This window comes from Microbacterium sp. 16-032 (assembly GCF_041079455.1).
In the GTDB taxonomy this organism is placed as follows: domain Bacteria; phylum Actinomycetota; class Actinomycetes; order Actinomycetales; family Microbacteriaceae; genus Microbacterium; species Microbacterium testaceum_A.
Map to the genome: position 1 here is coordinate 1 of NZ_JBFYGQ010000007.1, position 12526 is coordinate 12526.

The 12526-nt window shown below is 69.7% G+C and carries 12 protein-coding genes; 10 read left to right on the forward strand and 2 right to left on the reverse strand.

The window, feature by feature from the left end:
- Window positions 1–144: 144 nt before the first annotated feature.
- The 6 genes from AB6V31_RS14955 (at window position 145) to AB6V31_RS14980 (ending at window position 8033) form a co-directional block, all read left to right on the forward strand.
- Window positions 145–1359 (forward strand): MFS transporter, encoded by a 1215-nt coding sequence (locus tag AB6V31_RS14955; RefSeq protein WP_369366608.1) that lies wholly within the window; start codon window positions 145–147, stop codon window positions 1357–1359.
- A gap of 116 nt (window positions 1360–1475) precedes the next feature.
- Window positions 1476–3776 (forward strand): maltose alpha-D-glucosyltransferase, encoded by a 2301-nt coding sequence (gene treS / locus AB6V31_RS14960; protein WP_200914225.1) that lies wholly within the window; start codon window positions 1476–1478, stop codon window positions 3774–3776.
- Window positions 3777–3810: 34 nt separating this feature from the next.
- Window positions 3811–4362: a GIY-YIG nuclease family protein gene (locus AB6V31_RS14965; protein ID WP_056232249.1), complete on the forward strand. Its 552-nt coding sequence runs from the start codon at window positions 3811–3813 to the stop codon at window positions 4360–4362.
- A gap of 117 nt (window positions 4363–4479) precedes the next feature.
- The gene (locus AB6V31_RS14970) at window positions 4480–5169 is read left to right on the forward strand and encodes a hypothetical protein (protein WP_369366610.1); all 690 of its coding nucleotides are present in this window, start codon (window positions 4480–4482) and stop codon (window positions 5167–5169) included.
- Between the two features lie 90 nt (window positions 5170–5259).
- Entirely contained in the window at window positions 5260–6879 is a 1620-nt protein-coding gene (locus AB6V31_RS14975) for a sensor histidine kinase (protein ID WP_369366612.1), read from the forward strand.
- Window positions 6876–8033 (forward strand): diguanylate cyclase, encoded by a 1158-nt coding sequence (locus AB6V31_RS14980; RefSeq protein ID WP_056232238.1) that lies wholly within the window; start codon window positions 6876–6878, stop codon window positions 8031–8033. Before AB6V31_RS14975 ends, AB6V31_RS14980 begins: the two co-directional genes overlap by 4 nt.
- A gap of 8 nt (window positions 8034–8041) precedes the next feature.
- Here the strand turns inward: AB6V31_RS14980 and AB6V31_RS14985 are convergent, their stop codons facing one another.
- A complete protein-coding gene (locus tag AB6V31_RS14985; RefSeq protein WP_144784740.1) occupies window positions 8042–8416 on the reverse strand; it encodes a response regulator transcription factor in 375 nt (124 codons plus the stop codon).
- A gap of 112 nt (window positions 8417–8528) precedes the next feature.
- Between AB6V31_RS14985 and coaE the strand changes: the two genes are divergently transcribed.
- From coaE to AB6V31_RS15000, 3 genes are all read left to right on the forward strand, one after another.
- Entirely contained in the window at window positions 8529–9131 is a 603-nt protein-coding gene (coaE, locus tag AB6V31_RS14990; protein ID WP_369366615.1) for a dephospho-CoA kinase, read from the forward strand.
- An 82-nt stretch (window positions 9132–9213) separates the two neighbouring features.
- Window positions 9214–11283, forward strand: a complete 2070-nt coding sequence (gene uvrB / locus AB6V31_RS14995; RefSeq protein WP_074694849.1) for an excinuclease ABC subunit UvrB — start codon at window positions 9214–9216, stop codon at window positions 11281–11283.
- A gap of 31 nt (window positions 11284–11314) precedes the next feature.
- Window positions 11315–11740 (forward strand): VOC family protein, encoded by a 426-nt coding sequence (locus AB6V31_RS15000; RefSeq protein WP_369366618.1) that lies wholly within the window; start codon window positions 11315–11317, stop codon window positions 11738–11740.
- 19 nt (window positions 11741–11759) lie between these two features.
- Here the strand turns inward: AB6V31_RS15000 and AB6V31_RS15005 are convergent, their stop codons facing one another.
- The gene (locus AB6V31_RS15005; RefSeq protein ID WP_369366620.1) at window positions 11760–11996 is read right to left on the reverse strand and encodes a hypothetical protein; all 237 of its coding nucleotides are present in this window, start codon (window positions 11994–11996) and stop codon (window positions 11760–11762) included.
- A gap of 36 nt (window positions 11997–12032) precedes the next feature.
- Here AB6V31_RS15005 and AB6V31_RS15010 point away from each other — a divergent pair, with 36 nt between their 5' ends.
- Entirely contained in the window at window positions 12033–12461 is a 429-nt protein-coding gene (locus AB6V31_RS15010) for a MarR family transcriptional regulator (protein WP_279367172.1), read from the forward strand.
- Window positions 12462–12526: the final 65 nt, after the last annotated feature.

Genomic DNA, 12526 nt, shown 5'->3' on the forward strand with positions numbered 1-12526 from the left:
TACGGGCACAATCCCCCGGTGATCGACCCCGGTCGACCGCCCGGGGATTGGGTTTCAGCGCCGGTGCCCACACCACCTAGAGAAGGTGGTGTGGGTACCGGCGCTTCGTCTTACCCCGGGGCACTGGTCGATAGGCTCGAGGGTGTGAGCGAGTTCTCGGGCCATCTCCCCGGGAGTCGCGACTACCGTCGCCTGCTGATCGGACTCTTCTTCGGTGGCGTCGCGACCTTCGCGCAGTTGTACGCGACGCAGGCCGTCCTCCCGGCGATCGCCGACGATCTGACGTCGGGTCCGGCAGGGGCGGCGCTGACCGTCTCGGCATCCACTCTGGGCCTGGCGGTGGCGGTCATCCCCTGGTCGCTGGTAGCCGATCGCATCGGCCGCGTGCCCGCCATGGCCATCGGCCTGATCGCGGCCACGCTTCTCGGCGCTGTCACGCCCTTCGCCGGCGACCTCGGCGTGCTGTTGGCGCTGCGCCTTCTCGAGGGGGCGGCGCTCGGCGCCGTTCCGGCTGTCGCTCTCGCCTACCTGAGCGAGGAGGTGTCGCCCCGCTTCGTGGCGGCCGCGGCTGGCTCCTACATCGCGGGAACGACCGTGGGTGGTCTGTCGGGACGCGTGGCCTCGGGCTGGATCGCCGAACTGGCCGGGTGGCGGTGGGGGGTGGCATCCGTCGTCCTTCTCTGCGTGGTCGCGGCGGTGGTCTTCTTGTGGCTTGTGCCGGCCGCCAGGGGATTCGTTCCCGGTCGGTCCCGGACGGTGAGGGGACCGTCGGTGAGGCGGCGTCTGGCGCTGAACCTCTGCTCTCCGGTGCAGATGGCGCTGTACGCGCAAGCGTTCCTGCTGATGGGCGCCTTCGTCGCGGTCTACAACTATCTGGGCTTCCACGTGGCGGCCCCGCCGTTCGCTCTGCCGCCGGCGATCGTGACGCTGTTGTTCCTCGCGTACCTGGCCGGGACGGTCTCGTCTCCGCGGGCGGGCGCGCTGGCCGTGCGGTACGGCAGGCTCCCCCTCCTGCTCGGCAGCACCGGACTCATGGCGGCGGGCGTGATCGTGATGTTCCTGCCGTTCATCGCCGCGGTGATCGTGGGGCTGCTCGCTTTCACCGCCGGCTTTTTCGGAGCGCACGCGGTGGCCTCGGGCTGGACACCCGTCGCCGCCGATCCCGAGGCCCGCGCGCAGGCGTCGTCGCTGTACTACCTCGGGTACTACGCGGGCTCGAGCCTGTTCGGATGGCTGCTGGGACTGGTCTTCTCCTCCGTCGGGTGGGGGGTGTTCCTCGCCGCGGTGCTCGGGATGTGCTTGCTCGCGCTGGTGATCGCCTGGTCGGCCCTGCGCGGGGCCCCGTCGCGTCCGCGGTGAGCCCGGAGGAATGCGCGCACGACGGATCTGTCGACACCCGGCGGGTCGAGGTCAATGCCCGAGGTCGATGTCGGTGGAAGCGACTAGCGTCGGATATGACGTGAGGGAGGTCGGGAGTGGACGACGCCGATGAGCGCGCTGTGATGGACGACGAGATGGTCGATGCCGGTCGGAACGACGCGGATGACATCGATGCCGAAGAGGCGGTCGAGACGACGACCGAAATCAGCTACGACGAGCAGCGCTATCCGGCGCGACCCCGTCGGCTGCGTCCCCGCGACCAGTTCCGCGGTGGCACTCTCCGTCGATTCCTCACCGATCCCCGCAACGCGAACGGCGGCAATCCCTCCTATGTGGAGTGGCTCGTCCGTCAGTCGATGCTCAAAGACGCCGATGTGCTGAGCCGGCAGCTGTCCGGTCAGCCCTCGATGTGGCGTAATCCGTACGCGCGCCCGGACGCGCGCCGAGCCATCGAATCGACCGACGTCTGGTTCACGGCCTATCCGATCTCGCTCATCACCCGCCCGGGAGAGTCCTTCCTCGAGGCACTCGGCGATGAGGCGCTGTGGGAGGCTTTCGAGTGGGTGGGGATCAACGGCATCCACACCGGTCCCGTCAAGAGAGCCGGAGGCATCACCGGCTGGCAGGAGACCCCCAGCGTCGACGGTCACTTCGATCGCATCAGCACGCAGATCGACCCCGAATTCGGTGACGAGAACGCCTTCCGCCGCGTGGCCGACGTGGCGGAGTCGCACGGCGGCAGCGTCATCGACGACATCGTTCCCGGTCACACCGGTAAGGGCGCGGATTTCCGGCTCGCCGAGATGGCCTACAAGGACTACCCGGGCATCTACCACATGGTCGAGATCCCGCGTGAGGACTGGGACCTGCTTCCCGAGGTGCCCGCCGGACGCGACTCGGTCAACCTCGACGCCGAGACCGAGCGCGAGCTCAGCGCACGCGGCTACATCATCGGCGAGCTGCAGCGCGTCATCTTCTACACCCCGGGGGTGAAAGAGACGAACTGGAGTACGACCGCCCCGGTCGTCGGCACCGACGGTCTCGAGCGACGCTGGGTGTACCTCCACTACTTCAAGGAGGGGCAGCCGTCGATCAACTGGCTCGACCCCACCTTCGCGGGGATGCGGCTCGTGATCGGAGACGCCCTGCACTCCCTCGGCGATCTCGGGACGAGCGCGCTGCGACTCGACGCGAACGGCTTCCTTGGTGTGGAGAAGAGCGCAGAGGGTCTGCCCGCGTGGTCGGAGGGGCACCCGCTGTCGCACGCGGCCAACCACATCATCGCCGGGATGGTCCGAAAGGTCGGCGGGTTCACGTTCCAAGAGCTGAACCTCACGATGGAGGACATCCGCGACACAAGTGCGGTCGGCGCCGACCTGTCGTACGACTTCGTCACGCGGCCCGGGTATCACCACGCCCTCGCCACGGCGAACACGGAGTTCCTGCGGCTCGCGCTCACCACGGCGCTCGAGACCGGCGTCGAGCCCGTGCAGCTCGTGCACGGCATGCAGAATCACGACGAGTTGACTTACGAGCTCGTGCACTGGGCCACGACCCACCGCGACACCGTCTACCCCTTCCGGCACGAGGAGCACACCGGGGGAGAAATCGCCGAGATGGTGCGCGCCGAGCTCACCGAGAAGCTCACCGTCGACGCCGATTACAACCTCGTCTTCACGCAGAACGGGATCGCCTGCACATCGGCATCCCTCATCGCCGCGACGCAGGGCAAGGCGACGCTCGACGAGATCACCGACCAAGACATCCCGGCCATCCGCGATGCGCACCTGCTGCTCGCGAAGTACAACTCCTGGCAGCCGGGGGTCTTCGCCCTCTCGGGCTGGGACCTCACGGGCTCGCTCACGCTTCCGGCGGACGACGTGCGACACCTCATCTCGACCGGCGACACACGCTGGATCGAGCGGGGAGCGCACGACCTGCTCGACGTGGCCCCCGACGCAGCGTCGTCGATGTCGGGCGTGCCGCGCGCGCGCTCGCTCTACGGCTCGCTGGGCCGGCAGCAGGAAGACCCCGAATCCTTCCTGTCGGGGCTGAAAGAGATCCTGCGGATCCGCGGCGATCACGGCATCGCCATCGCCTCTCAGGTCGACATCCCGCAGGTCGGGCATCCGAGCATGCTCGTCATGGTCCATCGTCTCGACGGGGGCGACCGACGGGACGAGTCGGCGCCCTTGCAGATCACGGTGCTGAACTTCTCGGGCGAGACGATCGAGGGAACGGTCCGGTCGGAGTGGCTGGTACCGCAGAGCACCGCGATCGACGCCGCGACCGGCGAGGCCGTCGGCCGAGTGGACGAACTGCAGAGCTTCTCTCTCGAGCTCGGGCCGTACGCCGGTCTGTTCCTCGTTCTGGAGGCGCCGGCCGCCGACGACTGACGGCGATGTCGGGGGTCGGGCGTAGCGTGAGCGCATGTCCGACCCCGACTGCCTCGTGCCCGATTGCCGGCGAGCGGGCGATTCCTCCGCCCCGGTGGCCATGTGCACCTGGCACCTGAGCGTGAGCGCGGACTGGGCCGCCGGACACGACGGCGTGACCGACGTGCTCCCGGCGCCCTGCCGATTGTGCGGGTCGCGGCTGGGCGTGCGGTGGCCGAGCGGGTGGCTCTGCGCGGTGTGCGAGTGGCGGCACGGCGACCCCGTCGACGGCGAACTGCCGCCGCCGCGCGTCGACGTCGTCTACTACCTCCGGTTCGACGACCGCATCAAGATCGGCACCACGGCGAGCCCCCGCCAGCGGCTGGCCGCGATCTGGCACGACGAACTCCTCGCCTTCGAGCCGGGGGACAGGCTCGTCGAGCGGCGTCGACACGCGCAGTTCGGCGACGAGCGATTCGGCAGGACCGAGTGGTTCCACCGCAGTCCCGCGCTCGACGCGCACGTGGCCGAGCTCGCGGCGGGCGTCGACGACCCCTGGGCGTTGTACGCCCGGTGGACGAGCGCGGCGATCGCGCGCCGGGGCTGACGGCTGTCGCACGCTCCGCCGCCCCGTCTGCCACGAGTGCTCCGCCGTCCACAAGCCTCAGGGCGCTCCGAGGCGAGCGGTCTACGGTTCGAGACACACGATCCGAGAGGCGTACCCATGGGTTTGTTCGACAGACTGTTCGGCTCCGGCGACGACGCCTCGCGACGAGCCCCCGAGACGCCGGTGCCCCGCGGTTCGGCGAGCGGCTCTCGCGACGCCGAGGGTCGGTACGCCCCTCCGCCCGCGCAGCAGCAGGCGCCGGCCGCCGCATCCGGGTCCGACGAGGACCGCCAGGCGATCGAACGCTACCGCTACCTGCTCCGGACGGCGCCTCCCGAGACGGTCGAGCAGGTGCACGCCGAAGCCTTCGGCCGGTTGACCCCGGCCCAGCGTCAACAGGTGCTCGCCGAGATGTCGGCCGGGTTGGCACCCGCCGAGTGTCCCGCAAGCGATGATCCTGCATCCCTGGCCCGCGCGGCCACCCGCGCCGAGTACTCGCAGCCGGGTTTCATGGAGCGCACCTTCGGCGGGCGCGGGTTCTCGAACGGGCCGGGTTTCGGGTCGATGCTCGGAGCCTCGATGCTCGGGACAATCGGGGGGTACGTCGTCGGTTCCGCTCTCGTCGGGGCGCTGTTCGACCCCGGATACGACGCGGGATACGCCGACGGCGCGGTAGCGGACGCCCAGGCCGACGCGGATGCCGCCGGCGTCGCGGACGCGTCGGAGACGGACGCGGGCGCGGCCGATTTCGGCGGTGACTTCGGCGGGGACCTCGGGGGAGATTTCGGCGGCGATTTCGGGTTCTGACCCCTTCGCGCGAGCCGTCACGACCCCCTGACCGGCGTGCCGGAGCACACCGCCCCTGTCGCGCACTCGGGAAACGCTATGGTCGAGGCCATGGCGCCTCCGACCTCGAGCGAGCGCTTCGGTCTGCGCCGCAGCATCGTGGCGAGCCAGACGCTTCTCGCCGCAGCGACCCTCCTGAGTGTCGTGGTGTCGATCTCGGTGGGGCAGGTGGGCCACGCCTCGCTGTTCTTCGGAGGGACCTCGCTCGTCTTCGCGGGTGCGATCGCCGCCGTGCTCCTGCCCTGGCAGCGCATGCCCCGGTGGGTGGTCGGGCTGTTGCCGATCGTCGACGTCGTGGCGATCGCCGTCATGCGCGAGAGCTCGCCGCTGGCCGGAGTCGGTCTGTTGTGGACGTTCCCCGCGATCTGGATCGGGACGGTCTTCGGTCTGCGCGGCGTCGTCGCCGTGTCGTTGACGGTGACCGCCGTGATGGTCCACCAGCTCTCGACCGATGACCTGCAGAGATTCACCGCGTCGACCCTCGTGCTGCCCTTCACCGTGACGGCGCTGTCGTCGATGGCCGCGTTCACCGCTCGACGATCCCGCGCCCAGCGGGTCCTGCTCGAGAAGCAGTCCGCCGAGCTGCGTCGAGCCCTCGATCGTGCCCGGCGTCAGGAGGACCTCGTCACCGAGGTGCTGGATGCCGTCGACTTCGGCGTCACGCGCATCACCCCGACCGGGGAGTTCTCCGTCACCAACACCGCCCACGGGCTCCTGTTGAACAGCACGGACGCCTTCGGCCGGGAGGTCGCGGTGTTCGCCGCCGACGGGTCCACCGCGATCGCCCCCGAATCCGCTCCGCTCGCTCGCGCGCGTTCGGGAGAGGTGTTCGAGGGTGAGGTGGTCTGGTACGGCCTCCCGGGGGAGGACCGCCGCGCCCTCAACGTCACCGCGCGCCGTCTGCCCCGCAGCGACGCCGGCGACGCCGGGGCGGTGGTCGTCTCGCGCGACGTGACGGTGGAGGAGCAAGCCCGTCGAGCCCGCGAAGACCTGGTCGCCAGCGTCTCGCACGAGCTGCGCACCCCGCTCACCTCGATCATCGGCTACCTCGACCTCGCGCTCGACGACGACGAGCTCGATCCCGCGACCCGGGAGAGGCTCGAGGTGGCCGAGCGCAACGCCTCGCGGCTGCTCGAGCTGGTCGCCGACATCCTCGCGGTGTCGTCCACGTCGAGGGAGGGCTTCGGCGTCGACCTGGATCTGCGCCCGACCGACGTCTCGGCCATCGTCCGCTCCGCGATCGAGTCGATCGCGTTGAAGGCGCATGATCACGGCATCCTGATCGAGGCCGGCGACCTGCCGACGGCGCACGCGCTGGTCGACGGACGCCGGGTGCGCCAGGTCATCGACAATCTGCTCTCGAACGCCGTGAAGTACAACCCGCGCGGGGGGTCGGTGGCCGTCTCGGTCGGAAACGAACCGCGCTCGATCACGGTCGTCATCTCGGACGACGGGCCGGGCATCAGCGCGAGCGAACAGGCGCGCCTGTTCGAAAGGTTCTTCCGGGGCGACGCCGTGCGCAAATCCTCGACCCACGGCAGCGGGCTGGGCCTCGCCATCAGCCGAGACCTCGTCCGCGCCCACGGCGGCGAGATCACCGTGCACACGGCAGCGGGCGAAGGGGCGACCTTCACCGTGCGGCTGCCACGCGATCCGAGGGAGACCCCGTGAACCTCGACGTCCTCACCCTGCAGGCCGCGGCGACCCTCGTGATCGTCATGTCGACGGTCATGTACCTGCTCGACACCCTCATGCTCAAGGACGGTCTCCCCGGGCGACTGTGGGCGAGCGCCTACCTGTCGGGGACGTTCTCGGCCATGTGCTACCTGGCCTGGCTGCTGCTCCCCGACGTGTACGTCGCGATCGCGGTGGGCAACGGCGCGTTCGTCGCCGCGACCGGCTTCATCTGGCTGGGGTGCGTCGCCTTCAACGGCGGATCGGTTCGCCGCGCCGCGCTCATCCTCACGGCGACCGTCCTCGTGGTCGTCGTCGCCGCTCTGGCCGCAGGGCCCGAGGGAGGATCGTGGGCGGGGGCCGTGCCGTTCTTCCTCGGCAACGCGGTGTTCGCCGCGACGGGGGCGATCGAGACGCGTCGAGGGGCGATCGCCCGTCGCTGGAGCTCGTCGGGACTGACCGTCGTCCTGGCGGTCGAGACGGTGTGGTTTGTCGCTCGCGCGATCGTGTTCCTCTCGCTCGGCCCCGACAGCGCGCTGTTCCGCGACGCGTTCGACACGCGGGTGTCGGCGATCCTCACGATCTCGCTCGTCATCGCGGCGGTGGTGGTGACCTCCGTCCTCCGGGCGAACGAGTCGGCGCTGCGCGGGACGTCCGAGACCCGACGGCTGTCGGTGGACGCGAACGGCGTGCTCTTCCGCGAATCGTTCGAGGCCACTCTCGCCATCATCTGCTCGCGGGCCGAGGAGGCGGGCGAGGGCGTGTGCGTGATCGGCATCCGGATCGACGATCTCAAGCGCGTCGCGGTCGCTTTCGGCCCCGATGACGCCGAGCGGCTGGCCCTCGAGGTGCGCGCGTCCGTGCGTCGGCACTCGCCCACGATGGCTCTCGTGGGGGAGACGGATGCCGCCGGCCTCGCCGTGGCGTTCACCACGACGCCGACGACGGACGTGCGTCGCGCCGCTCGCGTCCTGCATCAGCGCGTGGTCGCCGACCTCGCGCGCCTGGGCGCCGCGGTCGTGCCCACCGTGGGCGTCGGAATGGCTTTGGCCGCCGATCACGGCTATCACTCCGTCGCCCTCACGACGCGAGCGGACGAGGCCGCGGCGCACGCGGCTGCGACCGGCGAACAGGCCTTCGGGCTAGCCTGAGTCGGGGGTCAGTCCCGGACGGACTGGGCGAGGTCGGTGACCCGCTGGCGGAGCTCGCGCGGACGGAACGGCTTGGTGAGGTAGTCGTCGGCGCCGGCCTCGCGGCCCGCCCGCTGTTCGTTCTCATCAGCCCGCGCACTCACCATGAGGATGCGGGTGTCGCTGAACGCGCGGATGCGGCGCGCCGTCTCGAACCCGTCGATCCCCGGCATGCTCACGTCCAACGTCGTCACAACGGGGTCGTGCCGACGGACGAGTTCGATGCCGTCGAGGCCGGTCGCGGCCGCGTGGACGACGTATCCGGCGCTCTCGAGGACCGCCGTCACGAGGAGGCGGATGTCGAGGTCGTCCTCGATCACCACAGTGGTGTGTGGGGAGGTCATGGCGGAGCTTTCGTCGGGCCGGAACGGGCGTGCGGCCTGGGCAAATCGTAGACGACAGGTGGACGATCCGCCTCCCCGGTGAGAGGACGTGCGGATATGGCATCCTCGATGGGTGCCTCTTCTCGCGTTGACGGGTGGGATCGCCTCGGGCAAATCCACCATCGCCGGCCTTCTCGCCGACCGCGGAGCCGTCGTGGTCGACGCGGATGCGATCGTGCGGGAGGTGCAGGCCCCGGGGTCCGTGGTGCTCGGCGCGATCGCCGACGAGTTCGGCGCGGGCGTCGTGCGACCCGACGGGTCTCTCGATCGGGCCGCGCTCGGAACCCTTGTGTTCGGTCATCCCGATCGACTCGGGCGCCTCAACGCGCTCGTGCACCCGGCCGTGCGCGAGGAGTCGCAGCGGCGTTTCGAGGAGGCCTTCGCCGCGGACGCGGGTGCGGTGGTCGTGTACGACGTCCCCCTGCTCGCGGAGGCCCGCGGCGGCGACTCGTGGGACCTGGTGGTCGTGGCACACTGCCCCGCGGAGCTCCGCGTGCGGCGCCTCGTCGAGCACCGGGGGCTGAGCGAGGCCGACGCCCGCGCGCGCGTGGGTTCGCAGGCGAGCGAGGAGGAGCGACTCGCTCTGGCGGACGTCGTGATCGACACCGCGGCCGACATGGATGCCACGCGTCGACAGGTCGACGAGCTCTGGGCTCGGGTGGTCCGTCCCGCCTGATCGGGCCGATGCGGACCCGGGCGCTCGCCCACGGCGAACGCAACCCGACCCCGATGTCGGAGGCCCCGCCTACGCTGGAAGTATGCAGGCCACGCGCTCCGTCCGCCCCTTCGAGGTCATCAGCGAATACACGCCCTCCGGTGATCAGCCACAGGCGATCGCCGATCTCGCGGGGCGCATCAACGCCGGTGAAACCGACGTCGTGCTGCTGGGTGCCACGGGTACCGGCAAGTCGGCGACCACGGCGTGGCTGGTGGAGCAGGTGCAGCGCCCGACGCTGGTGCTCGCGCACAACAAGACGCTGGCCGCCCAGCTGGCCAACGAGTTCCGCGAGCTGATGCCCAACAACGCCGTCGAGTACTTCGTCTCGTATTACGACTACTACCAGCCCGAGGCCTACGTTCCGCAGACGGACACCTTCATCGAGAAGGACAGCTCGATCAACGCAGAGGTGGAGCGCCTTCGGCACTCGACGACGAACTCGCTGCTCTCGCGCCGCGACGTCGTGGTGGTGTCGACGGTCTCGTGCATCTACGGCCTCGGCGCGCCGGAAGAGTACCTCCGCGCGATGGTGGCCCTGCAGGTGGGGGAGCGGTACGACCGCGACGCCCTCATCCGCAAGTTCATCTCGATGCAGTACAACCGCAACGATGTCGACTTCTCGCGCGGAAACTTCCGCGTGCGCGGTGACACGATCGAGATCATCCCGGTGTACGAGGAGTACGCCATCCGCATCGAGATGTTCGGCGACGAGATCGAGGCCCTGTATCTCCTCCACCCCCTGACGGGCGATGTGATCGAGAAGATGGACTCCGTGCCGATCTTCCCCGCATCGCACTACGTCGCCGGGACCGAGACGGTCCAGCGTGCGATCGGAACGATCGAGCACGAACTCGAGGAGCGTCTGAAGGAATTCGAGTCGCAGGGCAAGCTCCTCGAGGCGCAGCGTCTGCGCATGCGCACCACCTTCGACCTCGAGATGCTGCAGCAGCTCGGGTTCTGCTCGGGCATCGAGAACTACTCGCGGCACATGGACGGCCGGATGCCCGGCGACCCGCCGCACACCCTGCTCGACTTCTTCCCCGACGACTTCCTTCTCGTCATCGACGAGTCCCACGTGACCGTCCCGCAGATCGGGGCGATGTACGAGGGCGACGCCTCGCGCAAGCGCACTCTGGTCGAGCATGGATTCCGCCTCCCGAGCGCGATGGACAACCGCCCGCTGCGCTGGGACGAGTTCAAGGAGCGCGTCGGCCAGACGGTCTACCTGTCGGCGACGCCGGGCCGCTACGAGATGGGGATCGCCGACGGCGTGGTCGAGCAGATCATCCGTCCGACCGGTCTCGTGGATCCGGAGATCATCGTCAAGCCCTCGAAGGGACAGATCGACGACCTGCTCGAAGAGATCCGCGTCCGCGTCGAGCGCGACGAGCGCGTGCTCGTCACCACCCTCACGAAGAAGATGGCGGAGGAGCTCACGGATTTCCTCGGCGAGCACGGGGTCCGCGTGCGGTATCTGCACTCCGACGTCGACACGCTGCGCCGTGTCGAGCTGCTCACCGAACTGCGCGCCGGCGTCTACGACGTGCTGGTGGGCATCAACCTCCTGCGGGAGGGTCTCGACCTTCCGGAGGTCTCGTTGGTGTCGATCCTCGATGCCGACAAGGAGGGGTTCCTGCGCAGCGGCACCTCGCTCATCCAGACCATCGGCCGTGCGGCGCGAAACGTCTCGGGCGAGGTGCACATGTACGCCGACAAGATGACCGACTCGATGAGCAAGGCCATTGAAGAGACCGAGCGTCGTCGCGAGAAGCAGATCGCCTACAACCTCGAGCACGGGATTGACCCGCAGCCGTTGCGCAAGAAGATCGCCGACATCACCGAGGTGCTCAACCGCGAGGCGTCCGACACGAAGAACCTCCTGGCACGCAACGACAAGTCCGGCAAGGGCAAATCGCCCACGCCGTCCCTGCGCCGCACCGGTATCGCGGCCGAGGGCGCCGATCAGCTCGAGTCCACGATCGCGGATCTCACGCAGCAGATGCTCGCGGCCGCGGCCGAGCTCAAGTTCGAGCTCGCCGGACGCCTGCGCGACGAGGTGCAGGACATGAAGAAAGAGCTGCGCGCCATGGAGCGCGCCGGTCACGCCTGACCCTGATCGGGTCCGGCGCACGGAGGTCGTCATGGAACAACGCGTCACGCTCGTCACCCTCGGCGTCAGCGATCTGGAACGGGCGATGGCCTTCTACACGGCGCTCGGGTGGCGAGCGCATCCGTCGTCGGTCGTCGGAGAGGTGGCGTTCTTCGACGTCGGAGGTATGGTCGTCGCGTTGTGGGACAGGGCGAAGCTCGCCGAGGACTCCGGGGTCTCGGATGCCGGGGGCTGGGGCGGGGTGACCCTCGCCCACAACGTGGATCACCCGGCTGACGTCGATGCGATCCTCGCGGAGGCGGAGGCGGCGGGAGCCCGGCTCGCGCGCGCGGGCGTGGACACCCCGTGGGGCGGGTACTCCGGCGTCTTCGTCGACCCCGACGGCCACCCCTGGGAGGTCGCGGTCAACCCAGGCTGGCCACTCGATGACCGGGGGAGGCCCGTGCTCGACGAGTGAGTCGGGTCCGCGTCGGAGATTAGGGGCAGTGCAGGAGGGGCTTCGGCCCCGACCGATCGACGGCGTGCTCGGACATCGCGTGACCGCACAGCGGACAGGGGCGCTCCGTGCGGACGGGCTCGGGGGTGTCCTCGTACGGGCCGACCGACGCGGGTCCGGCGACCCGGATGAGGCGCGTGTTGAGGTACTGGTACCAGCCGCCGGCGTCGCGGACGCGCTCGCGCAGAGGCGGGCGGTCGGCATCCCTTCGTGTCATGATAGTTAGTGTACTAACGAATGGAGAGGAGCGCACGTGGACGACCTCCTGAAGCTCGAGAACCAGGTGTGCTTCGCGTTGGTCACGGCCGCCCGGAACGTGGTCTCGATCTACCGCCCCGTGCTCGAGCCGCTCGGACTGACGCACCCGCAGTACCTTGTGATGCTCGCGCTCTGGGAGGAGGAGCCGCGCTCCCTCGGCGCTCTGGCCGTCGAACTCGCGATGGAGCCCGCCACGCTGTCGCCGCTCGTCAAGCGCCTCGAGGCTCAGGGGAGGGTGGCGCGGTCACGACGCGCCGACGATGAGCGCGTGCTCGACATCGCGCTGACGGACGAGGGCCGCGCTCTGCGCGCGGCCGCGCTCGAAGTTCCGGGCAAGATCATGGAGCGGGTCGGGGTCGACCACGATGCGCTCGTGGCGCTGCGCGATGGTCTGGCTCCCTTCGCGGGACCGACGCGCGACTGACGCCCGGCCCGGGGCGACCGTCCGAGGCGTCCGGGCGCGACGCCGCGGGGCCCGCACTCTCGCAC

What these genes read in the sequence shown, in the direction of transcription:
- AB6V31_RS14970 (WP_369366610.1), top strand. Translation starts at nt 4,480, where the DNA reads ATGGGTTTGTTCGACAGACTGTTCGGCTCCGGCGACGACGCCTCGCGA.
- AB6V31_RS15005 (WP_369366620.1), bottom strand. Translation starts at nt 11,996, where the DNA reads ATGACACGAAGGGATGCCGACCGCCCGCCTCTGCGCGAGCGCGTCCGC.
- AB6V31_RS15000 (WP_369366618.1), top strand. Translation starts at nt 11,315, where the DNA reads ATGGAACAACGCGTCACGCTCGTCACCCTCGGCGTCAGCGATCTGGAA.
- uvrB (WP_074694849.1), top strand. Translation starts at nt 9,214, where the DNA reads ATGCAGGCCACGCGCTCCGTCCGCCCCTTCGAGGTCATCAGCGAATAC.
- AB6V31_RS14975 (WP_369366612.1), top strand. Translation starts at nt 5,260, where the DNA reads ATGGCGCCTCCGACCTCGAGCGAGCGCTTCGGTCTGCGCCGCAGCATC.
- AB6V31_RS14985 (WP_144784740.1), bottom strand. Translation starts at nt 8,416, where the DNA reads ATGACCTCCCCACACACCACTGTGGTGATCGAGGACGACCTCGACATC.
- AB6V31_RS14965 (WP_056232249.1), top strand. Translation starts at nt 3,811, where the DNA reads ATGTCCGACCCCGACTGCCTCGTGCCCGATTGCCGGCGAGCGGGCGAT.